This is a genomic window from Streptomyces sp. NPDC051913 (assembly GCF_044593635.1).
GTDB lineage: Bacteria > Actinomycetota > Actinomycetes > Streptomycetales > Streptomycetaceae > Streptomyces.
This window is the reverse complement of sequence record NZ_JBIUCI010000007.1, coordinates 311,188-332,933: the sequence shown is the minus strand read 5'-3', so window position 1 is coordinate 332,933 and position 21,746 is coordinate 311,188. Positions and strand designations below refer to the sequence as shown.

20 protein-coding genes are annotated in these 21,746 nt (G+C 71.8%); 12 read left to right on the top strand and 8 right to left on the bottom strand.

The window, feature by feature from the left end:
- The first annotated feature begins 6 nt into the window (after positions 1 to 6).
- Positions 7 to 1,659, top strand: a complete 1,653-nt coding sequence (locus ACIHIX_RS23400; RefSeq protein ID WP_399959153.1) for a cytochrome bc complex cytochrome b subunit — start codon at positions 7 to 9, stop codon at positions 1,657 to 1,659.
- Here ACIHIX_RS23400 and ACIHIX_RS23395 read toward each other — a convergent pair.
- Both ACIHIX_RS23395 and ACIHIX_RS23390 read right to left on the bottom strand, forming a co-directional pair.
- Positions 1,631 to 2,578 carry an acyl-CoA dehydrogenase family protein gene (locus tag ACIHIX_RS23395; protein WP_399959151.1) on the bottom strand — a complete coding sequence of 316 codons (948 nt, stop codon included), beginning with the start codon at positions 2,576 to 2,578 and terminating at the stop codon, positions 1,631 to 1,633. The genes ACIHIX_RS23400 and ACIHIX_RS23395 overlap by 29 nt on opposite strands.
- Positions 2,578 to 3,717 carry an acyl-CoA dehydrogenase family protein gene (locus ACIHIX_RS23390; RefSeq protein WP_399959149.1) on the bottom strand — a complete coding sequence of 380 codons (1,140 nt, stop codon included), beginning with the start codon at positions 3,715 to 3,717 and terminating at the stop codon, positions 2,578 to 2,580. The genes ACIHIX_RS23395 and ACIHIX_RS23390 overlap by 1 nt, the downstream gene beginning before the upstream one ends.
- Positions 3,718 to 3,789: 72 nt before the next feature.
- On the opposite strand from ACIHIX_RS23390, the gene ACIHIX_RS23385 reads away from it, so the two are divergent.
- Genes ACIHIX_RS23385 through ACIHIX_RS23375 form a run of 3 tightly spaced genes read left to right on the top strand, consistent with a single transcriptional unit; the run spans position 3,790 to position 6,389 of the window.
- Positions 3,790 to 4,578, top strand: coding sequence for an SDR family oxidoreductase (locus ACIHIX_RS23385; protein ID WP_399959147.1), 789 nt, complete (start codon positions 3,790 to 3,792; stop codon positions 4,576 to 4,578).
- 15 nt (positions 4,579 to 4,593) lie between these two features.
- The gene (locus ACIHIX_RS23380) at positions 4,594 to 5,208 is read left to right on the top strand and encodes a TetR/AcrR family transcriptional regulator (protein ID WP_399959145.1); all 615 of its coding nucleotides are present in this window, start codon (positions 4,594 to 4,596) and stop codon (positions 5,206 to 5,208) included.
- Between the two features lie 23 nt (positions 5,209 to 5,231).
- On the top strand, positions 5,232 to 6,389 hold the full coding sequence (locus ACIHIX_RS23375) for an acetyl-CoA C-acetyltransferase (protein WP_399959143.1): 1,158 nt from the start codon (positions 5,232 to 5,234) through the stop codon (positions 6,387 to 6,389).
- Here the strand turns inward: ACIHIX_RS23375 and ACIHIX_RS23370 are convergent.
- The 4 genes from ACIHIX_RS23370 to ACIHIX_RS23355 are packed head-to-tail and all read right to left on the bottom strand — an operon-like array spanning position 6,373 to position 9,700.
- Positions 6,373 to 7,422, bottom strand: coding sequence for an NAD(P)H-dependent flavin oxidoreductase (locus ACIHIX_RS23370; protein ID WP_399959141.1), 1,050 nt, complete (start codon positions 7,420 to 7,422; stop codon positions 6,373 to 6,375). The genes ACIHIX_RS23375 and ACIHIX_RS23370 overlap by 17 nt on opposite strands.
- Complete coding sequence (locus tag ACIHIX_RS23365; protein WP_399959140.1) at positions 7,422 to 8,138, bottom strand: CoA-transferase subunit beta; 717 nt, start codon at positions 8,136 to 8,138, stop codon at positions 7,422 to 7,424. The genes ACIHIX_RS23370 and ACIHIX_RS23365 overlap by 1 nt, the downstream gene beginning before the upstream one ends.
- Positions 8,135 to 8,941, bottom strand: coding sequence for a CoA transferase subunit A (locus ACIHIX_RS23360; protein ID WP_399959138.1), 807 nt, complete (start codon positions 8,939 to 8,941; stop codon positions 8,135 to 8,137). The genes ACIHIX_RS23365 and ACIHIX_RS23360 overlap by 4 nt, the downstream gene beginning before the upstream one ends.
- Positions 8,942 to 9,700: an enoyl-CoA hydratase family protein gene (locus ACIHIX_RS23355; protein ID WP_399959136.1), complete on the bottom strand. Its 759-nt coding sequence runs from the start codon at positions 9,698 to 9,700 to the stop codon at positions 8,942 to 8,944.
- A 54-nt stretch (positions 9,701 to 9,754) separates the two neighbouring features.
- Here ACIHIX_RS23355 and ACIHIX_RS23350 point away from each other — a divergent pair, with 54 nt between their 5' ends.
- On the top strand, positions 9,755 to 10,495 hold the full coding sequence (locus tag ACIHIX_RS23350) for an SDR family oxidoreductase (RefSeq protein WP_399959134.1): 741 nt from the start codon (positions 9,755 to 9,757) through the stop codon (positions 10,493 to 10,495).
- A gap of 1 nt (position 10,496) precedes the next feature.
- Positions 10,497 to 11,402: an SDR family oxidoreductase gene (locus ACIHIX_RS23345; protein WP_399959132.1), complete on the top strand. Its 906-nt coding sequence runs from the start codon at positions 10,497 to 10,499 to the stop codon at positions 11,400 to 11,402.
- A 49-nt stretch (positions 11,403 to 11,451) separates the two neighbouring features.
- On the opposite strand, the gene ACIHIX_RS23340 is transcribed toward ACIHIX_RS23345, so the two are convergent.
- Both ACIHIX_RS23340 and ACIHIX_RS23335 read right to left on the bottom strand, forming a co-directional pair.
- Complete coding sequence (locus tag ACIHIX_RS23340) at positions 11,452 to 12,333, bottom strand: hypothetical protein (protein ID WP_399959130.1); 882 nt, start codon at positions 12,331 to 12,333, stop codon at positions 11,452 to 11,454.
- A gap of 45 nt (positions 12,334 to 12,378) precedes the next feature.
- Positions 12,379 to 14,112, bottom strand: a complete 1,734-nt coding sequence (locus tag ACIHIX_RS23335; protein ID WP_399959128.1) for a beta-galactosidase family protein — start codon at positions 14,110 to 14,112, stop codon at positions 12,379 to 12,381.
- A gap of 124 nt (positions 14,113 to 14,236) precedes the next feature.
- Here ACIHIX_RS23335 and ACIHIX_RS23330 point away from each other — a divergent pair, with 124 nt between their 5' ends.
- From ACIHIX_RS23330 to ACIHIX_RS23305, 6 genes are all read left to right on the top strand, one after another.
- On the top strand, positions 14,237 to 15,130 hold the full coding sequence (locus ACIHIX_RS23330; protein ID WP_399959126.1) for a helix-turn-helix domain-containing protein: 894 nt from the start codon (positions 14,237 to 14,239) through the stop codon (positions 15,128 to 15,130).
- A gap of 11 nt (positions 15,131 to 15,141) precedes the next feature.
- On the top strand, positions 15,142 to 15,492 hold the full coding sequence (locus ACIHIX_RS23325) for a chorismate mutase (protein ID WP_329340312.1): 351 nt from the start codon (positions 15,142 to 15,144) through the stop codon (positions 15,490 to 15,492).
- A gap of 141 nt (positions 15,493 to 15,633) precedes the next feature.
- Positions 15,634 to 16,185 (top strand): two-component system response regulator, encoded by a 552-nt coding sequence (locus ACIHIX_RS23320; protein WP_399959124.1) that lies wholly within the window; start codon positions 15,634 to 15,636, stop codon positions 16,183 to 16,185.
- Positions 16,186 to 16,241: 56 nt separating this feature from the next.
- Positions 16,242 to 18,749: an aminopeptidase N gene (gene pepN, locus ACIHIX_RS23315; RefSeq protein ID WP_399959123.1), complete on the top strand. Its 2,508-nt coding sequence runs from the start codon at positions 16,242 to 16,244 to the stop codon at positions 18,747 to 18,749.
- 138 nt (positions 18,750 to 18,887) lie between these two features.
- Positions 18,888 to 20,294 carry a pyridoxal phosphate-dependent decarboxylase family protein gene (locus ACIHIX_RS23310; protein ID WP_399959121.1) on the top strand — a complete coding sequence of 469 codons (1,407 nt, stop codon included), beginning with the start codon at positions 18,888 to 18,890 and terminating at the stop codon, positions 20,292 to 20,294.
- On the top strand, positions 20,291 to 21,718 hold the full coding sequence (locus ACIHIX_RS23305; protein ID WP_399959119.1) for a lysine N(6)-hydroxylase/L-ornithine N(5)-oxygenase family protein: 1,428 nt from the start codon (positions 20,291 to 20,293) through the stop codon (positions 21,716 to 21,718). The genes ACIHIX_RS23310 and ACIHIX_RS23305 overlap by 4 nt, the downstream gene beginning before the upstream one ends.
- Positions 21,719 to 21,746: the final 28 nt, after the last annotated feature.

The window sequence follows — 21,746 nt, the reverse complement described above, 5'->3', positions numbered from 1 at the left end:
CGACGTATGGACGGCGCGCGATCGGTCAACGGACGGGTGGGCGGGCGCACTTCGGGTCCGCCGGGCGGCGGTGAGAAGCTCGCCGACTGGGCGGACGGGCGGCTCGGTCTGTACGGGCTGGCCAAGGCCAACATGCGCAAGGTCTTTCCCGACCATCCGTCCTTCATGCTCGGTGAGATCTGCCTCTACAGCTTCATCGTGATCATCCTCACCGGCATCTATCTCACCCTGTTCTTCGAACCGAGCGGCGTCGAGGTCGTCTACAACGGCTCCTACGAGCCCCTCAACGGCATCGTGATGACGCGGGCGTTCGAGTCCACGCTCGACATCAGCTTCGACGTACGCGGCGGGCTGCTGATCCGGCAGATCCACCACTGGGCGGCCCTGGTCTTCGTCACCGGCATGCTCGTGCACATGATGCGGGTGTTCTTCACCGGCGCCTTCCGCAAGCCGCGCGAGGTCAACTGGGTGTTCGGCTGGACCCTGTTGATGCTCGGCATCCTCACCGGTCTGACCGGCTACTCGCTCCCCGACGACCTGCTGTCCGGCACCGGTATCCGCTTCGCGCAGGGCGCCATCCTGTCCGTGCCGATCATCGGCACCTATCTGTCGTTCTTCCTGTTCGGCGGGGAGTTCCCGGGCCACGACATCATCCCGCGGCTGTTCCCCATCCATGTCCTGCTGCTGCCCGGGATCATGCTGGGCCTGGTCACCGCGCATCTGATCCTGGTCTTCTACCACAAGCACACCCAGTTCCCGGGGCCCGGCCGGAACGAGAGGTCGGTCGTCGGGATGCCGTTCCTCCCGGTCTACACCGCCAAGGCCGGCGGCTTCTTCTTCCTGGTCTTCGGCATGCTGGCGCTCATGGGCGGCATCGCGCAGATCAACCCCGTGTGGGCCTTCGGGCCGTACCGCCCCGACCTCGTCACCACCGGCGCCCAGCCCGACTGGTACCTCGGCTTCTCCGAGGGGCTGATCCGGGTGATGCCGGGATGGGAGATCAACGCCTGGGGCCACACTCTCCAGTTGGGCGTCTTCATCCCCTTCTCGCTGTTCCCGCTGATCCTGGCCGCCATCGGCGCCTATCCGTTCATCGAGGCGTGGATCACCGGTGACAGACGCGAGCACCACATCCTGGACCGGCCGCGCAACGTCCCCGTGCGCACCGGCCTCGGCGTGGCCTGGCTGAGCCTGTACGTGGTCCTGCTGATCGGCGGTGGCAACGACGTGGTCGCCACGCATCTGCATCTGTCCATCAACGCGATCACCTGGTTCGTGCGGATCTCCGTCTTCGTGGTGCCGGTGCTGGCCTTCGTGGTCACCAAACGGGTCTGTCTCGGGCTCCAGCGCCGCGACCGGGACAAGGTGCTGCACGGCAGGGAGTCGGGCGTCATCCGGCGGCTGCCGCACGGCGAGTACGTCGAGGTCCACGAGCCCCTCGCCCAGGCGCAGCTGCACACCCTCACCCAGCACGAGCAGAACGGCCACTACGAGATCGGCCCGCTCGTCGACGCCCACGGCGTCCGCCGCCCGGTCACCGCCTCCATGCGGGTGCGGGCGCGGCTGGCCCGGGCGATGTTCGGGCCGGAGACCCGGATCCCGAAGCCGACGCCGGAGGAGTACCGGCAGCTCACCAGTGGGGACCATCAGCAGCATTGAGGACCGCGTCCCGGCACGCCTGGGGGCTGCCCCAGGCCGTGCGCAGGGCGCGGGCCTTGGTGAGCCAGAGGGACAGGTCGTACTCCGCCGTGTAGCCGATCGCGCCGTGCAGCTGGAGCGCGGTGCGGGCGGTGGTGTACGCCGCCTCGCAGGCCGTGACCTTGGCGGCGGCGACGTCGGCGGGGTCCAGGGTCAGCGCGGCCGCGAACACCAGGGGGCGGGCGAACTCCAAGGCGACCTTCGCGTCGGCCAGCTGGTGCTTGACGGCTTGGAAAGCGCCTATGGGGGCGCCGAACTGAGTCCGCTGCTGGACGTAGGAGACGGTCCGGTCGAGGAGTGCGAGTCCGACACCGAGGGCCTGGGCGGCGGTGGTGAGGCGGGCGAGCAGGAGGGCCTGCTCGATGGACGGGGCGGCGGTGAGGAGTTCGTCGGGGGCCAGGGCCGTGAGGCGCCGGGCCGGGTCCAGGGACGGGCGTACCGGGCCGTGGCCGGTGGCGTGGTGCAGGCCCTCGGCGGTGAGGACGAGGCGGAGGTCGGCCGCGTCACCGTCCAGGGCGTACGGGCTGTCGTACGCCATCGTCGCCATGACCTCGCCCGACACGAGCCGCTTGACGAGGTCCGGTACGGGGAGGAGCACGGCCGCGGTGACCGTCTCGACGAGTGGACCGGGGACGGCGTGGCGCCCCAACGCCAGGAAGGCGACGGCGAGTTCGACCGGGCGGACGCCGACCCCGTCGTACTCCTCCGGGGCGGCCAGCGCGAACACCCCGGCCGCCGCGAGGCGTCCCCACAGGGCGCGCCCGCTTCCGTGCTCGCCCAGGCTCCACTCCCGTACGACGGAAGGGGTGTCCGCTCCGGCCAGCAGGGCTTCCAACGAGGCGGCGAACGCCCGCTGTTCGCGGTCGAGCACGAGCCGCATCAGCGTCGCCCCTTCGGCAGGCCCAGCAGGCGTTCGGCGATGATGTCGCGCTGGATCTCGTTGGTACCCGCGTAAAGAGGGCCGGCGAGGGAGAAGACATACCGCTCGGACCACTCGGTGTCCGCCAACTCGCCCTCCGCGCCCAGCAGATCGAGGGCCGATTCCGTGAGCGCGATGTCGTACTCCGACCAGAACACCTTGTTCAGGCTGGACTCCGGGCCGAGGGACTCGCCGTCGAGGAAACGCGAGGCGGCGGCGCAGGTGAAGAGCTGGTAGGCGCGCGCGCCGATCAGCGCGTCGGCGACCCGGGACCTCATGGCGTCCGGGCTGCCCTGCTCGCGCCACAGGGCGTGGAGGCGGCGTGCCGCCGCCAGATAGCGGCCGGGGGAGCGGAGCGTGAGCCCGCGTTCGTTGCCCGTCGCCGCCATCGCGATCCGCCAGCCCTGACCCGGCTCCCCGATCACGTCCGCGTCCGGCACGAACACCTCGTCCAGGAACAGCTCGGCGAAGGCCGGCTTGCCGTCGAGACGGGCGATCGGGCGGACGGTGACACCGGGCGCCCGCAGGTCGAACATGAGGTACGTCAGGCCCTGATGGGGCTTCGGGGCGTCAGGGTCGCTGCGGAACAGACCGAAGGCGCGGTCCGCGAACGCGGCCCGGGACGACCAGGTCTTCTGCCCGCTCAGCAGCCAACCCCCGTCCGTCCGCACCGCCCTGGAGCGCAGTGACGCCAGATCCGAACCCGCCTCGGGCTCGGACCACGCCTGCGCCCAGACCACCTCGCCCCGGGCCATCGGCGGCAGCACCCGCGTCCGCTGCTCCGGCGTGCCGTGGTCGAAGAGGGTCGGCGCGAGGAGGCTGACGCCGTTCTGGCTGACGCGGCCGGGGGCGCCGGCGGCGTAGTACTCCTCCTCGAAGAGCAGCCAGCGGACGAGCCCCGCGTCCCGGCCGCCGTACTCCGTCGGCCAGTCGACCACCGACCAGCGGTCCGCGGCCAGTTCGGCCTCCCAGGCGCGATGGGCCGCGAAGCCCTCCGCCGTCTCCAGCGAGGGGAGGGGAGTCGCCGGGACGCGCGCCAGGAGCCATGCCCTGGCCTCCTCCCGGAACGCCTCGTCCTTTGGTGTGAAGGCGAGATCCATCGGCGAACCCTCCCCTGGCGTCCTTCTCCACCGACCTTCCCTAACAAGTGTTTGGTAGGTTAGCGTGCCCCTATGACAGGCGTCGAGAGTCCGGCCTACGAGCCGGGGCACGGGCTGCTGGCAGGGCGCACCGCCGTCATCACCGCCGCCGCGGGCGCGGGCATCGGCGGGGCGACCGCGCGGCGCTTCCTGGAGGAGGGCGCGCGCGTGATCGTCAGCGACACGCATGTGCGGCGGCTCAAGGAGTACGAGGCCCAGCTGGCCGGTGAGTTCGGGGAAGCGGCGGTGAGCGGCGTCGCCTGTGATGTCACCGACGAGGCACAGGTGCAGGCGCTGTTCGAGGCCGCCGTACAGACCCATGGGCGACTGGACGTCGTCGTCAACAACGCCGGCCTCGGCGGGACCTCACCTCTTGTCGACATGGCCGACGAGCAGTGGTCCCGGGTCCTCGACGTCACCCTCAACGGCACCTTCCGGTGCACCCGGGCCGCCCTGCGGCGGATGCGGGAGAGCGGGGGCGGCGTCATCGTCAACAACTCCTCCGTCGTGGGCTGGCGGGCCCAGGCCGGGCAGGCGCACTACGCGGCGGCGAAGGCGGGGGTCATGGCGCTGACGCGGTGCGCGGCGATCGAGGCGGCCGAGTTCGGGGTGCGCGTCAACGCGGTGGCCCCGAGTCTCGCCATGCATCCGCACCTGGCGAAGGTGACCACTCCCGAGCTGTTGCGGGAGCTGACCGCGCGGGAGGCGTTCGGGCGGTACGCAGAGCCCTGGGAGGTGGCCAACGTGATCGTGTTCCTGGCCTCCGGCTACTCGTCCTACATGACGGGCGAGGTCGTCGCCGTCAGCAGCCGGCACCCCTAGGGCGAGAATGATGGCGTGCCGACCAAGAAGAAGCCCCAGGTGACCCCCGCCGCGCCCGCCCGGCGCCGCGAACTCCTCGACACCGCCGCCGAGGTCTTCGCCGAGCAGGGCTACAACGCCACCACCGTCCGCAAGATCGCGGACCACGCGGGCATGCTCGCGGGCAGCCTCTACTACCACTTCGACTCCAAGGAGTCGATGCTGGAGGAGATCCTGCGGACCTTCCTCGACGAGCTCTGGGCCGGTTACGACACGGTCCTGGAGGCCGAGCTGGACCCGCGCGAGACGCTCGAGGCCCTCGTCACCGAGTCGTTCCGGGAGATCGACCGGCACCGTGCCGCCGTCGCGATCTACCAGAAGGAGAGCAAGCAGCTCGTCGCGCAGGAGCGGTTCGGCTTCCTCGCCGCGTCGCAGCGCCGGTTCGAGAAGGCGTGGCTGTCCACGCTGGAGCGCGGGGTCGCCGCCGGGGTCTTCCGGGCCGACCTCGACATGCGGCTCGCCTACCGCTTCGTGCGCGACACCGTCTGGGTCGCCGTGTCCTGGTACCGGCCCGGCGGACAGCACAGCCCGGAGGAGATCGCCCGGCAGTACCTGTCGATGGTGCTGGACGGGATCGCCGTACGCGAATAACCCCTATCTGGCAGGGAGTTGTCATGGCCGAGGCCTATATCGTCGAAGCGGTGCGGACGCCCGTCGGGCGGCGCGGGGGAGGACTGAGCGCGGTCCACCCGGCCGACCTCGGAGCGCATGTCCTGAAGGAGCTCGTCGCACGGGCGGGAGTGGATCCGGGGGCCGTCGAGGACGTCGTCTTCGGCTGCCTCGACGCCGTGGGGCCACAGGCCGGGGACATCGCGCGGACCGCGTGGCTGGCCGCCGGGCTGCCCGAGGAGGTGCCGGGGGTGACCGTGGACCGCCAGTGCGGCTCCTCCCAGCAGGCCGTGCACTTCGCGGCGCAGGGTGTGCTGTCCGGGACACAGGACCTGGTCGTCGCCGGTGGGGTGCAGAACATGTCGATGATCCCGATCGCCTTCGCCACCCGCCAGGCCGCCGAGCCCCTCGGCCTCACCCAGGGGCCCTTCGCGGGCAGCGTGGGCTGGCAGGCGCGGTATCCGGGCAAGCCGGTGAACCAGTTCGCCGGGGCCGAGATGATCGCCGCCAAGTGGGGGATCAGCCGGCAGGACCAGGAGGAGTTCGCGCTGCGCTCCCACCAGCGGGCGGTACGGGCGATCGACGAGGGCCGCTTCGCGCGGGAGACCGTGGCATACGGGGACGTGGGCGTCGACGAGGGGCCGCGCCGGGACACCTCACTGGAGAAGATGGCCGGGCTGAAGCCGGTCCTCGACGGCGGCACCGTCACCGCCGCCTGCTCCTCCCAGGTCTCCGACGGCGCCGCCGCCATGCTGCTCGCCTCCGAGCGGGCGGTACGGGAACACGGGCTCACGCCCCGCGCGCGCGTGCACCACCTCTCCGTGCGCGGTGAGGACCCCATCCGGATGCTCACCGCGCCCATCCCGGCCACTGCCCACGCCCTGAAGAAGACCGGCCTGTCCATCGACGCCATCGACCTCGTCGAGATCAACGAGGCCTTCGCGCCGGTGGTGCTGGCCTGGCTGAAGGAGACAGGGGCCGATCCGGAGAAGGTCAACGTCAACGGCGGCGCGATCGCGCTGGGGCATCCGCTGGGGGCCACGGGAGTGAAGCTGATGACGACCCTGCTGCATGAACTGGAGCGCACCGGCGGGCGGTTCGGACTCCAGACCATGTGCGAGGGCGGCGGACAGGCGAACGTGACGATCATCGAGCGGCTCTGAGGACCTGAAGGGTCTCGTCGGCCTCCTTCATGATCCGTGCCACCAGCTCCGCGCACGACGGCAGGTCGTCGATCACCCCGGCGACCTGCCCCGAGGCCATCACCCCGAGATCCGTACGCCCGTCCACCATCGCCGACCTGAGCAGCATCGGCGTGTTGGCGGCGAGCAGGACCTGGCTCCAGGTGAGGTCCTTGCCGTGCTTCATGGCGAGGCCGTCGCGCAGCATCTGGCGCCAGGTGAGCCCGGACAGCGCGCGGAAGCCGGCCGCCCTGCGCACCGCGTGCAGCAGCCGCCGTGAACGGCCCGACCGCTCCAGGGAGTCCACCAGGTCCGTACGGAGCATCCGGTGCGGCAGCCCGTCCACCGCGCGGGTCACCGTCACGTCCCTGACGGTCGCCGCGAGATAGCGCCGCTTCACCGCGTCCGGCACCGTCGAGTCCGACGTCAGCAGGAACCGCGTGCCCATCGCCACGCCCGCCGCCCCGTACGACAGGGCCGCGACCAGACCCCGCCCGTCGAAGAAGCCGCCCGCCGCCACGACCGGGATGTCCACCGCGTCGACCACCTGGGGCAGCAGCACGGTCGTCGCCACCTCGCCGGTGTGACCGCCGCCCTCCGCGCCCTGCACGATCACCGCGTCCGCGCCCCAGGCCGCGACCTTCTCGGCATGGCGGCGGGCCCCGACCGAGGGGATGACCACGACGTCCGCCGCCTTGAGCCGGGCGATCAGCTCGGGGGAGGGGGCCAGTGCGAAGGACGCCACTCGCACGCCCTCTTCGAGCATGATCGACACACGCTCCCCGGCGTCCGCCGCGTCCGCCCGCAGATTCACCCCGAAGGGGGCGTCCGTACGGGACCTGACCTCGCGGATCGCCTGGCGCAGCCGGTCCGGGGTCATCGTGGCCGAGGCCAGGATGCCGAGCGCGCCCGCGTTCGCCGCGGCCGACACCAGACGGGGGCCCGCCACCCAGCCCATCCCGGTCTGCACGACCGGGTGGCGGATGCCGACGAGCCGGGTGAGTGCCGTGTCCATCAGACGGCGACCTCCCTGGTGCGGGCGCCGGCGGGGTCGAGCACCTCACGGATCAACTCCAGTTCCTGAGCGGTCGGTTCGCGGGTGTACGGCACTTCGGCCGGGACGCTCAGCGGGAAGCCGGTGGCCTCGGCCGCCTCCTCGACGCTCACCCCGGGATGCAGCGACGCCAGCCGCATCGAGTGGTCCGGCGTCGCGAAGTCGAAGACACCGAGGTCGGAGACGACCCGGGGTATGCGGTGGAAACGAGCCCCGGCCGCGTGGTCGTACCCCACCCCGCACACCATGTCGACCTTCTCCACGAAGACCCGCCGGGAGTGCCGGGGCACCCAGTAACTGGTCGGGTTGTTCAAGGTGTTGACCGGCGCGCCCCGCACGCCGAGGAGCTGTCGTTTCGGCTGCTCCCAGTCGCCGATGCAGGAGATGTTCTGGTTGCCGTACCGGTCGATCTGGCTCGCGCCCATCATCACGTGCCGCCGCCCGCCGGTGACCAGGGCCAGATGCTGCCGGTACGGCAGCCAGCCCTCGACGGTGCCGTCCGGACGGACCAGCATCGCCTCGCCGTCGGTCAGCAGCAGGTCGGGCGCGAAGGTGAGGCGGGCCAGCCGGGCGCCCAGGGAGGGGATCAGGCCCATGGGGCTGGCGAGGATCTCGCCCGCGTCGCGCCAGGCCTCGGCGCAGGCGATCACGCAGTACTCGGCGCGGGTCGCGGTCATGTCGTCCTCCCGTCGAGGTACCGCTCGGCGAACTCCGGCCAGGGTGTGGTCGCGTACTCCCGCTGGGCCATCTCGTCGCGGCCGTAGTCGGGGGCGCAGGAGGTGAAGTGGGCTCCGCCCGGCGCCTCCACGACTCCGGTCACCGTGTGCCGTTTGAGGAGCAGCGACTGGGGCGGCCCCTCCTTCGTCAACTCGGCCGTGTCCACGACCCGTTCGCACGAGACGTACGCCGCGTCGGCCGCCTCGCAGAACAGGTCGTCGAAGTACGGGTCGGGGCCCAGGCACTGTCCGTTGCCCAGCCGGTCGGCGCGGTTGACATGGACCAGGGCCGCGTCCAGGCGCAGGGCGGGCATGGCGACGAAGGTCTCGCCGTCGTCGTACGGCGAGGTCACCGTTCGCAGACCGGGGTTGACCCGCATGACGTCCGAGCCGAGGCCGGCCCGCACCGGCAGGAACGGCAGGCGGTTGGCGGCCGCGCGCAGACCCCACATGAACATCGCCTCGTCGATCTCCGTCAGCGCGAGGGCGCCGCGCTCACGGGCCGCGCGGTAGTGGGGTTCGAGGGGGATCGAGTCGAGGGTGACGAAGGGGGCGACGAGTGAGCGCAGGCGTCCGGCGGCGGCGAGCATGCCGACGTCGGGGCCGCCGTAGGAGACGACGGTGAGATCGGTGATCTCCGTGCGGAGCAGTGCTCTCACCAGCGTCATCGGCTTGCGGCGCGAACCCCAGCCGCCGATGCCGAGGGTCATGCCGCTCTCCAGCCGCGAGACGGCCTCGTCGGCCGTCATGGTCTTGTCGGTCACCTAGGAACCACCCTTCCCGAAGCTGCTCCGCACCCGGTCGGCGACCCCGCTCACGCTCGCCTCGAAGGTGAACCCCTGCTCGAAGCGGTAGCTGCGGCGCACGTCGACCGGGTCGATGCCGTTGATGGCGGCCTTCGCCAGCCGCAGCAGCTCCCCGTCCTTGGCGGCGATCTCGCCCGCCAACTCCAGGGCGGCGTCGAGCAGTTCCTCGCGCGGTACGACCGCCCACACCGAGCCGTGCGCGTGCAGCTCGGCCGCGGTGATCGTGCGGGAGGTGAAGTACAGGGCGCGCATCAGGTGCTGGGGGACGAGGCGGGCCAGATGCGTGGCGGCGCCCAGGGCTCCCCGGTCCAGCTCGGGCAGCCCGAAGGAGGCGTCCTCGCTCGCCACGATCACATCCGCGTTGCCCACCAGACCGATCCCGCCCCCGAGGCAGAACCCCTGCACGGCCGCCACCACCGGCACCGCGCACTCGTACACCGCCGAGAACGCCTCGAAACAGCCGCGGTTGACCCCGACCAGGGCGTCCGGACCCCGCGCCTGGAGCTCCTTGATGTCGACGCCCGCGTTGAACCCCCGCCCCTCGGCGGCCAGCACCACACAGCGCGTGGCCGGATCGCGCCCCGCGGCGCGCACGGCGTCGGCCAGCGCGTACCAGCCGTCCACCGGAAGGGCGTTCACCGGCGGGAAGTCGACCGTGACGACGCGGATCCCCTTTTCTCGCATCCCTTTTTCCTGGGACGAGGTGGAGACACCCATGGAAGCATCAGCTACCTTTCCACCAAACGTTTGTTAGGTGGAGGGTAGCGGCGAATGGAGCTGAAGGGGAGGGTCGCCGTCGTCACGGGCGGCACCCGGGGCGTGGGCGCCGGCATCGCACGCTCCTTCGCCGAGGCGGGCGCCGAGGTCGTGATCTGCGCCCGCCGCCCGCCCGAAGTGCCGGTCAAGGGAGCCGAGTTCATGCCCCTCGACGTCCGGGACCACGACGCCGTGCACGCCTTCTTCACCGGGCTGCCCCGCGTCGACGTCCTCGTCAACAACGCGGGCGGCGGCCCCTACCGACTGCTGGCCGACACGGACGCGGCACGGCACGCGCGCGTGATCGAGCTCAACCTCCTCGCCCCGCTCACGGTCTCCCTCGCCGCGTACCCCCACCTCAAGCGCGCCAAGGGCTGCGTCGTCATGGTCGGCAGCGTCAGCGGCAGCCGCCCCTCGCCCGGCTCTGCGGCGTACGGGGCGGCGAAGGCGGGACTGGAGAACCTCGCCCGCTCGATGGCCGTGGAGTGGGCGCCGGACGTCCGGGTCAACACCCTGGTCGTCGGCATGGTCCGCACCGAACTCGCCCATCTGCACTACGGCGGCCAGGAGGCGATCACCGCGGTCGCGCGCACGGTCCCGCTGGGCCGCCTGGCCGAGCCGTCCGACGTCGGCGGCGCGGCCGTCTTCCTCGCCTCCGACGCCGCCGGCTACCTCAGCGGGGCCTCGCTCCTGGTCCACGGGGGCGGGGAGCGGCCGCTGTTCCTGGACGCCGCAACCGCCAACAGGGAGACGTGAGATGAGCGGTATCTGTGAGGGGCGCGTGGTCGTCGTCACCGGAGCGGGCCGTGGGCTCGGCCGCGCGCACGCCCTCGCCTTCGCGGCCCAGGGGGCGCGGGTCGTCGTCAACGACCTCGGGGTCGGCCTCGACGGCAGGCCCGCCGCCGACAGCCCGGCCGCCCAGGTCGTGGACGAGATCCGGGGCGCGGGCGGTCAGGCGGTCGCGCACGGGGGAGACATCGCGACGACCGAGGGGGCGGCCTCCCTGATCGCGACCGCCCTCGACACGTACGGCCGCCTCGACACCCTGGTCAACAACGCCGGGTTCCTGCGCGACCGGATGCTGGTGAACCTCGACGAAGACGACTGGGACGCGGTGCTGCGGGTCCACCTCAAGGGCCACTTCCTCCCCCTGAAGCACGCGGCGGCGTACTGGCGGGGCGAGTCGAAAGCGGGTCGTGCACCGGCCGCGCGGATCGTCAACACCAGTAGCGGAGCAGGCCTGTTGGGCTCACTGGGGCAGGGCAACTACAGCGCCGCCAAGGCCGGGATCGTGGGCCTGACACTGGTCGCCGCCGCCGAACTCGCCCGCTACGGCGTCCAGGTCAACGCCATCGCGCCCGCCGCCCGGACCCGGATGACGGAACGCACGTTCGCCGAGACGATGGCGGCACCCGCCGGCGGGTTCGACGCGATGGCGCCCGGGAACGTCTCGCCGCTCGTCGTCTGGCTCGGATCGACGGCGAGCGAGGGCGTGACCGGGCGCGTCTTCGAGACGGAGGGCGGCCGGGTCACGGTCATGGAAGGGTGGCGCCCCGGCCCGAGCGCCGACAAGGGGGAGCGCTGGGCTCCGGACGAAGTCGGGGACACCGTACGGAAGTTGCTGGCGCGCGCGGAGGAACCCGGAGCCGTCTACGGAGCGTAGGACGCGGATGCGCGCACTGCGGGCGACGCTGCCCCGGCGGGCGGCACGGTCACGTGTCGCACTCCAGCACCGTCCGGCACACCCCGCACCGCGCCCGCATCCGCCCCTGCACCGGCACCCGGATCTTCTGGTGGCAGGTCGGACAGGGGAAGGACACCCGCAGCCGCCCGCCCCCGTCCGGACTGAACGCGTACGGCACCCCGGCCGGAGCGGTGGCCGCCTGCTTCCGCTCGCGCGCGTAGCGCCGTCGCCCCGCCCACCCCGCCGCGGTCAACGGCGGCTGCTGCTCGTCCTCCCGCGCCCGGGCCATCCCCCTGCCGTACGCGGTGTAGCCCTGCGGGCTGGTGAACCAGACCGACGGATCCTCGCCGAACACCAGCGACCGCTTGGCCAGCACGTACCCGAACTCCTCCGGCGTCAGATACCCGAGCTTCTGCGAGGACGCGGAGTCCTCCCGATAGGCGTCAAGGAGCAGCCACCCCGCACCCAGGTACGTCGCCGCCGTGTCCGTGAGGATCTCGTTGTCCCGCGTGCCCGGGAAGGACAGCCCGAGACGGTGCAGATACACATGCATCACCTCGTGCGCCAGCGCCGCCCCGATGTCCCGCCGATGCGTCCGGAACCGGTCGTTGAGCTCGATGAAGTACTCGGGCCCGGCGGCGAGTTCCACGTTCGCCGCATGCGTCATCTCACGGAAGCCGACGATCATCCGGGCATCGGGCAGCCGATAGTGCCGCACCATCTCGCGCGCCACCCGCTGCGCGCCCAGATGGAGATCGTCCGTGTCGCAGAACGCCACATCGGCCGGGGCCACGCTGGTCGCGAAGGTCTGGACGGTGTCGTACGACAGCCGTTTCCACAGCGCGGTGATCGCGGCCCGCACCGTCTCCAGATGCGGATACCCGTGCTCGACCGGCCCGTCGTTCGCCACGCCCTTACCCCCAAGACGCCGAGAACCCGCCTCCACTCTACGAGGTCATCGCCTCCTGACGTACGGCGCCGACGCCGCCCGCTCCAGTTCGAGGACCCACACGTCGTTGACCCCTTCCCGCAGTACCGGGCCGGGCACGTAGAGCGACCGCTGCGGACCCACGGACCAGTAGCGGCCCAGATCGAACCCGTTGATCCACACGAAGCCGCGGGTCCAGCCAGGTAGCTCCAGCAGCGCGTCCCCGGACCCGCGGACGTCGAGCGTCCCCCGGTACAGGCCCGGGGCACCGTCCTCGGGAAGGCCTCGCAGCCGTACCTCCCCGATGTCGTCCAGCGCGTCCAGCCGCAGCCCACGCGCGCGTACCCCGTGCAGATACTGCCGCTCGTGCAGCAGCCCGCCGGTGATCCCCTTGGCCTCCCCGCTGCGCGGACCGTAGTTGACCCGGCCCAGGGACTCCACCCACAGCTCCACGCGCGCGTGCCCGGCGACCGGCTCCCTCAGCCGCTCGTCCCGCTCCGTCAGCACCCCGGCCCGCTCCCCGTTGACGTACACCACCGCCAGGTCCCGCAGCCCGCGCGCCAGGAACGGGTACGGCTGCCGCGGCCCCGGCACGGTCACCTCGTAACGCACCAGCCCCCGGTCCACGTCCAGTTCCTCGAAGGTGGGCGGGACCGCGGTCACCGACTCCGGCCCGCCCAGCGTCTCCAGCACCTCCGTCAGGGGCGCCCACGCCGTGAGGTCCGCCTCCGCCCGCTCGGCCAACTGCGGCGGCAGCGGGGGAAGTTCGGGCAGCGGGCCGTCCGCGTACCGCGCCAGCACCTCACGGAAGCGCCAGAACTTCTCCGTCGGGTGCCCGAACTCGTCGATCGGGGCGTCGTAGTCGTACGACGTCACATCCGGCTCCAGCACACCGTCGTGCAGCTCGCCGCCACCCCGGTTCGCACCCGCCCAGCCCGCGAAACTCGTCCCGCCGTGCGCCATGTACAGGTTCACGGACGCGCCGCACTCCAGGATCTCCCGCAGCGCCGCCGCCGCGTCCGCCGGATCCCGTACGACGTGTTCGGCGCCCCAGTGATCGAACCAGCCGCACCAGAACTCCATGCACATCAGCGGCCCGGAGGGGCGGTGCCGGCGCAGGGCAGCGAAGGCCTCGCGGGCCTGGGAACCGAAGTTGACCGTGGCCAGGACCCCGGGAACCGAGCCGCCCGTCAGCATGTGGTCCTCGGGGCCGTCCGAGGTGAACAGCGGGACGCTGACGCCCTGGGCGCGCAGAAGAGCCGCCAGCCGGCGCAGATACTCCGCGTCCGAGCCGTAGCTGCCGTACTCGTTCTCCACCTGCACCATGATCACCGGGCCGCCCCGGTCCGCCTGCCGCGTCACGATCTGGGGCAGCAGCCGGCCGAACCAGCGCTCCACCTGCCCCAGATACACCGCCTCGCTCGTCCGCGCCCGCCCCGCCAGCCAGTGCGGCAGCCCGCCGTTCTCCCACTCGGCGCAGATGTACGGGCCAGGACGCACGATCGCCCACAGCCCCGCCTTTCGGGCCGCGTCCAGGAACCGGCCGAGGGCCGCCACATCCTCGTACACCCCGGGCCGCGGCTCGTGCAGGTTCCACGGGACGTACGTCTCCACACAGTTCAGGCCCATCGCCCGCAGCATCGCCAGCCGGTGCCCCCACTGCGCCTCGTGCACCCGGAAGTAGTGCAGCGCGCCGGACAGCAGCCGCACCGGCCGGCCGTCCAGCAGAAAGTCGTCGTCGCCGACCGTGAACTCGCTCATGCGCCCACCCTCACCTCTGGCGCCGATCACGGTCCATGGACAAAGATCGACGGGGCTTGGACCGAAGGATCGGCACGGCCTGGACCGTAGGACCGACCGGGCTTGGACCGAAGGGAGGGACGCGATGACGTACCACACCTGGATGCGGTTCTTCACGCCCGGCCCCGCCCACCACCGCCTCGGCCTGGTCTGCCTCGGCGTCGGCCTCCAGTACGGCGCCCTGCCCACCGTCGGCCCCCGCGTCCTGGACCACCACGTCGCCGTCGTCATCAGCACCGGCCACGGCTGGTACGACCACCCCGACGGCCGCCGCACCACCGTCACCGCGCCCGCCCTGCTCTGGCTCACCCCCGGCGTCCCGCACCACTACGCACCCGACCCGGACACCGGCTGGGACGAGGGCTTCGTCGACTTCACCGGGCCCGCCACCGCCTCCTACACCGAACTCGGCTACATCGAGCCCGACCGCCCCGTCGTGCCCCTCTCCGACGCCTCCGGACCACGCGCCGTCATCGGCCGCACGGCCCGCGCCGCCCGCCGCGACAACCCCCTCCTCGAAGTCGAGACCGGCGCCGCCGTCCACGAACTCCTCGTCGCCCTGCGCCGCGCCCGCGCCGACCTCACCCCCGACGGCGACCAGGTCCTCAAGAGCCTCGCCCGCGACGCCTTCAAGCCGATGACCGTCGCCGACCACGCCACCCGGCACGGCATGACCCTCGCCGAACTGCGCACCGCCGTCCGCCGCGGCGCCGGATGCAGCCCCAAGGACTACCTCCTCGGCATCCGCCTCGGCCACGCCAAGGAACTCCTCGCCACCACCGAACTCCCCGTCGCGGCCGTCGCCCGCCGCGTCGGCTACGACGACCCCGCCTACTTCTCCCGCCTGTTCACCCGCCGCGTCGGCACCCCGCCCGTCCGCTTCCGCGCCCGACAGGGCCGCGTCGTCCCCGGCGGCTGGAGCGACCGGGTACCCGACCCGGAGGATCCGCCGATCATCCCCGCCACCGGGGCACCGTAGGGTGGACGCTCATGACCACCAGCAACCCCGGTACCGGTGACGTCGACCCCGCCGTGCGCGAGGAACTCGCCCGGCTGCGCGACAGCATCGACAACATCGACGCGGCCGTCGTCCACATGCTCGCCGAACGCTTCAAGGCGACCCAGCAGGTCGGCCACCTCAAGGCCGAACACCAGCTGCCGCCCGCCGACCCGGCCCGCGAGGCCCGCCAGATCGAACGGCTGCGCAACCTCGCCGAGAACGCCAAACTCGACCCGGCCTTCGCTGAGAAGTTCCTCAATTTCATCATCGCCGAAGTGATCCGCCACCACGAGCGCATCGCCGACGACGCCGTCAACGGCGCCACGCCCACAGCGAACTGACCTCGGCAGACGCCCCCAGGGCGTGACAGAACACCCCCCGCAGGGGCATGCTGCGCTGTGCACTCCTTGTCAGCTGGCGGGCACACACGGTCAGCGTCTCGGACATAAGCTGGTTGTCCCATGCGGGAGGGACGTCGGGCCATGCCGTCGGATGCCAAGATCCTCATCGTCGACGACCACGAGGACACGCTGTACGCGCTGGAGAGCGCCCTGGCCCCGCTGGGCTACCGGCTCGGCCGGGCCACCAGCGGCGACGAGGCGCTCAAGCAGGTCCTGCGCGGCCAGGTCGGCCTGCTCCTCCTCGACGTCCGCATGCCCGGCGTCAGCGGCCTCGACGTCGTCCGCTACATGCGCCGCGTCGAACAGACCCAGCACATCCCCGTCGTCCTGCTCACCGGCTTCGGCCCCGACCAGGAACTCACCGCCACCGCCTTCGGCCTCGGCGTCGCCGACCTCGTCATGAAACCCATCGACCCCTGGGCCCTGCGCACCAAGGTCCGCTACCTCTTCGACGCCCACCGCCGCCAGCTCGCCCTCGAAGAGGAAAACCGCGCCCTGCGCGCCCTCGTCAAGGACGGCCCCGAACCGGCAGGCCGCCTCTCCCGCCCCGCGCTGTCCCACCCGGACCCCCGCGTCCCGCTGCAACGCGCACAAGGGGCGCACACCGGCAACCTCGAACAGGACCGGACATAAGGCGCGTACCGATCCGCCCCTGTGCCGTACCCGCACCATCAGGCAGCATGTCGTGCATGTCCGTACTGACGCGCGACGAAGCGCAGACCCGTGCCACCCTCCTCGACGTCCACCGGTACACGATCGACCTCGATCTCACCACCGGCGACGACACCTTCGACTCGAAGACCGTCATCCGCTTCACCGCGCGCACGGACGCGGACACCTTCGTCGAGGTCAAGCCCGCCGACCTACGCTCCGTCACCCTCGACGGACAGCCCCTCGACCCCGAGACCCTCGACGGCAACCGCCTGCCCCTGAAGAACCTCACCGCCGGCGAACACGAACTCCGCGTCGACGCGAGCATGCGCTACTCCCGCACCGGCGAGGGCATGCACCGCTTCACCGACCCCACCGACGGCGAGACCTACACCTACACCCAGCTGTTCATGGAAGACGTCCAGCGCGTCTTCGCCGCCTTCGACCAGCCCGACCTCAAGTCCGTCTTCGAACTGACCGTGAAGGCCCCCGACGGCTGGAGCGTCCTCGCCAACGGCATCACCACCGACCTCGGCGACGGCCGGTGGCAGGCCGCCCCCACCCCGCTGATCTCCACCTACCTCGTCGCCGTCGCCGCCGGCCCCTGGCACTCCGTCCGCACCGAACACCGCGGCCTGCCCTTCGGCCTCCACTGCCGCCGCTCGCTCGCCCCCTACCTCGACACGGACACCGGCGAACTGTTCGAGATCACCAAGCAGTGCTACGACCGCTACCACGAGAAGTTCGAGGAGCCCTACCCCTTCGACTCCTACGACCAGGCGTTCGTTCCCGAGTTCAACGCCGGCGCCATGGAGAACCCCGGACTCGTCACCTTCCGCGACGAGTTCATCTACCGCTCCGCCGTCACCGACACCGAACGCCAGACCCGCGCCATGGTCATCGCCCACGAGATGGCCCACATGTGGTTCGGCGACCTCGTCACCCTGCGCTGGTGGGACGACATCTGGCTCAACGAGTCCTTCGCCGAGTACATGGGCTACCAGACCCTCACCGAGGCCACCCGCTTCACCGACACCTGGACCGACTTCGGTGTCGTCCGCAAGGCCTGGGGCTACGACGCCGACCAGCGCCCCTCCACCCACCCCGTCGCCCCCGACCCCGAGCTCGTGCCCGACACCGCCTCCGCGATGCTCAACTTCGACGGCATCTCCTACGCCAAGGGCGCCTCCGCACTGCGGCAACTCGTGACCTGGCTCGGCGAGAAGGACTTCCTCGCCGGCATCAACACCCACTTCGCCCGGCACAAGTTCGCCAACGCCACCCTCGCCGACTTCATCGACTCCCTCGCCAGCGGCACCGAACGCGACGTCCACGCCTGGGCCGACACCTGGCTGCGCACCACCGGCGTCGACACCCTCACCCCCGTGGTCACCCCCGGCGACGAAGGCACCTACAGCCTCCAGGTCGAACACGACGGCAGCCGCCCCCACCGCATCGCCGTCGGCCTCTACGACCGGGCCCTGGCCGACAACGCAGCCGACGAGGGCCGCCACCTCGTCCTGCGTGAACGCCTGCACCTCGACGTCCCGCAGACGGACGGCCCGCTGCCCGTCGGCAAGCGCCCCGCCCTCCTGCTCCTCAACGACGGCGACCTCACCTACGCCAAGGTCCGCTTCGACGCCGAGTCCTTCAAGACGGTCACCGCCGGCCTGTCCGGACTGCCCTCGCCGCTGACCCGGGCCGTCGTCTGGAACGCCCTGCGCGACTCCGTCCGCGACGGCGACCTCCCGCCCGCCGCCTACCTCGAGGCCGCCCGCGCCCACCTCCCGCACGAGACCGACCTCGCCCTCGTCCAGGGCGTCCTCGCCTTCGCCTCCGTCCAGATCGCCGACCGCTACGTCACCCCCGAGGAACGCCCGGCGGCCCTGGCCACCCTCACCTCCCTGTGCCGCGACCTCATCCGCCGCACCGAGGACGGCGACAACCCCGGCCTGCGCCTCATCGCCGTACGCCACTTCATCGACGTCGCCGCCCACCCCGACACCATCGCCGCCTGGCTCGCCGACGGCACCGTCCCCGGCGGCCCCGAACTCGACCCCGAACTGCGCTGGCGCGTCCTCGCCCGCCTCGCCGTCCTCGGCGCCACCGACGAGGCCGCCATCGCCGCCGAACTCGCCCGCGACCCCTCCGCCACCGGCCAGGAAGGCGCCGCCCGCTGCCGCGCCGCCCTGCCCGAAGCGGACGCCAAGGCCAAGGCCTGGGAAGCGATGTTCGGCGGCGACGACCTCTCCAACTACCTCTTCACCGCCACCGCCCAGGGCTTCTGGCAGCCCGAACAGGCCGACCTCGTCCGCGACTACGTCCCCCGCTTCTTCGAGGACGCCGTCACCCTCGCCGCCCGCCGCGGCCCCGCCATCGCCGACGCCGCGGGCCGCTGGGCCTTCCCGGCCCACGCCGTCGACGCGGAGACGCTGCGCTTCGGAGAGCGGTGCCTGAGCGACGCCGAGCCGATTCCGGCACTGCGCCGCAAACTCGCCGACCAACTGGATGATCTGGGGCGGGCGTTGCGGGTGAGGCAGGCGTAACAGCAGGGGTCTCCCAGCTGGGGGACCCCACCCGTACGGACGTACCCCCTTTCGGGTTCCGATCGTTGGGCTTCTCGGGCGCGCGCACGCATCCGCGTACAAGCTGGAACTCCCACCGCGCCCGGGAGGACCCACACCATGAGCACCCCACCGCTCGCGTCGGACCCAGCCGCCCTGCGCCCCCTGCTGGACACGGTCCTGGACGCCCTGGGGGAGGGCACGCGCCTGCGGGGCGGACCGCTGCCGGAGGGCGGCCCGGAGCCGGTGGCGACACGGCTACGGGCGGCAGTGGGCGACGTAGTCCCGCAGGAGGGTGACCAGGAGGCGCTACGGCACCTCGTGCGAGCGCTGACGGAGGGCTCGGCGGACCCGGCGGACCCGCTGTGCGCGGCGCACCTGCACTGCCCGCCCTTGGCGGTGGCAGCGGCAGCAGACTTGGCGGCGTCGGTCCTCAACCCGTCCTTGGACTCATGGGACCAGGCGCCGGCAGCCTCCGAGCTTGAGGCACTGGTGACCAGGGCACTTGCCAACGAGGTCTACGGTCAGCTCCCCAGGGGCGCGGGGAACTGCGCGACCAGCCCCCACACACCCGCAGCCTTGGTCACAACAGGTGGCACCGAATCCAACCAAGTAGCTCTTCTCCTGGCCAGAGAGTCCCTGGGCGCCAACGTCCGCCTGATCTGCGGAACCAACGCCCACCACTCACTGCCCCGCAGCGCGTGGCTCCTGGGCCTACCCGAGCCAGTAACCGTCCCCACCCCCGCAGGGACGATGGACCCCGCAGCCCTCGACGCCGCCCTCACCGAACTCCCCGGCCCCCACCTGGTCGCCGCCACCGCGGGCACCACAGACGCCGGCCTCATCGACCCCCTCCCCGAGATCGCCGCAGTCTGCGAAGCTCACCGCGCCCGCCTCCACATCGACGCGGCATACGGCGGCGGCCTCCTCTTCAGCACCCGGCACCGAGCCAAGCTCACCGGCCTCAGCGCCGCCGCCACCGTCACCCTCGACCTGCACAAACTCGGCTGGCAGCCCGTCGCCGCAGGCATCCTCGCCGTCCGCGACGCAACCGACCTCACCCCGCTCCAGCACCACGCCGACTACCTCAACGCCGACGACGACACCGAAGCCGGCCTCCCCGACCTCCTCGGCCGCTCCCTGCGCACCAGCCGCCGCCCCGACGTCCTCAAGATCGCCGTCACCCTGAAGACCTTGGGACGGACCGGGCTCGGCGCCCTCGTCGACCAAGTCTGCGACCGGGCCCGCGAGTTCGCGGAACTCCTCGACGCGCACCCCGGCTTCGAGCTCTACGACCGCCCCACCATCAGCACGGTCCTGTTCCGCCCGGCACACGCGACGGACGACGCCATCGCCACCACCCGCCGACAGCTCCTCACCACCGGCCGCGCCGTCCTCGGCCGGACCCGCCTCGACGGCCGGCTCTGGCTCAAGGCCACCCTCCTCAACCCCCACTCCCGGCCCGGCGACCTGGCCGCCCTGCTGAAACTCGTCGAACACCTCGTGGAAGGAACCACCCCCCGATGAGCACCCCCACCCCGCCCCACCCCCACGAGCCCGACGCACCCCGCGACCTGGTCGGCATCGGCATCGGTCCCTTCAACCTCTCCCTCGCCGCCCTCGCCCAGCCCCTCGCCGAACTCGACACCGTCTTCTACGAACAGCACCCCGCCTTCGACTGGCACCCGGGTCTGCTCATCGACGGCGCCCGCATCCAAGTCCCCTTCCTCGCCGACCTGGTGACCCTCGCCGACCCCGCCAGCCCCTGGACCTTCCTCAATTACCTCAAGGCCCGCGACCGGCTCTTCCCGTTCTACTTCGCCGAGCGCTTCCACATCCAGCGCGCCGAGTACGACGCCTACTGCCGCTGGGTCGCCGGGAACCTCCCCGGGCTCCACTTCGGCCACCAGGTCGACGCCGTGCGCTGGAACCCCGAACGCGACGTCTTCGAGGTCGACTTCACCCAGCTCGACGCGGACGGCGAGGCCGAGGCCCTCGGCCGCTCCTACACCAGGAACATCGTCCTCGGGGTGGGCACCGAGCCCTACATCCCCGAACCCCTCAAGCCCCTCGTCGAGGCCGCCGGCGTGCCCGTCATCCACGCCGCCGACTACCTCGCCCACCGCGAGTCCCTCGCCGCCGCCGAACACGTCACCGTCATCGGCCTCGGACAGTCCGGCGCCGAGATCTTCCTCGACCTGCTGCGCGACCGCCCCACCGGCCGCGAGGGCCTGCACTGGCTCGGCCGCACCGAGGCGTTCGCGCCCATGGAGTACTCCAAGCTCGGCCTGGAACACTTCACCCCCGACTACACCCGCTACTTCCACGGCCTCGCCGAAGGCGTCCGCGACCGCCTCGTCACCTCACAGTGGCAGCTCCACAAGGGCATCGACAGCGACACCATCGCCGCCATCCACGACGAGCTCTACCGGCGCACCCTGCACGGCGGCTGGCCCGACGCCGTCCTCACCCCCGGCGTCCGCGTCCGCACCGCGGGCCGCGTCGCCACCACCAAGGTCGAACTCCACCTCGAACACACCGAGCAGAACACCCGCTCCCGCCTCACCACCGACGCCGTCGTCCTCGCCACCGGCTACCGCGAACGCCCCCTCGACCGCATCCTCGCCGGCCTCGACCCCTATCTGCGCCGCGACAGCCGCGACCGCCCACGCGTCGACGAACAGTTCAGGCTCGTCATGGACCCCTCCGTCACCGGCTCCCTCTACGTCCAGAACGCCGAACGCCACACCCACGGCGTCGGCACCCCCGACCTCGGCCTCGCCGCCTGGCGCAGCGCCACCATCCTCAACACCGTGACCGGCAAGGACCCCTACCCCCTGCCCACCCGAACGTCCTTCACCACCTTCGGACTTGAGCGGGCGGCCCAGATCCCGCAAGCCCGCCAGGCCCCGGTCGCCACCCGCCTCACCCCACTGACGGACGCCCGATAGAAGACGTCGCGGACCCGTACCGCCTCAG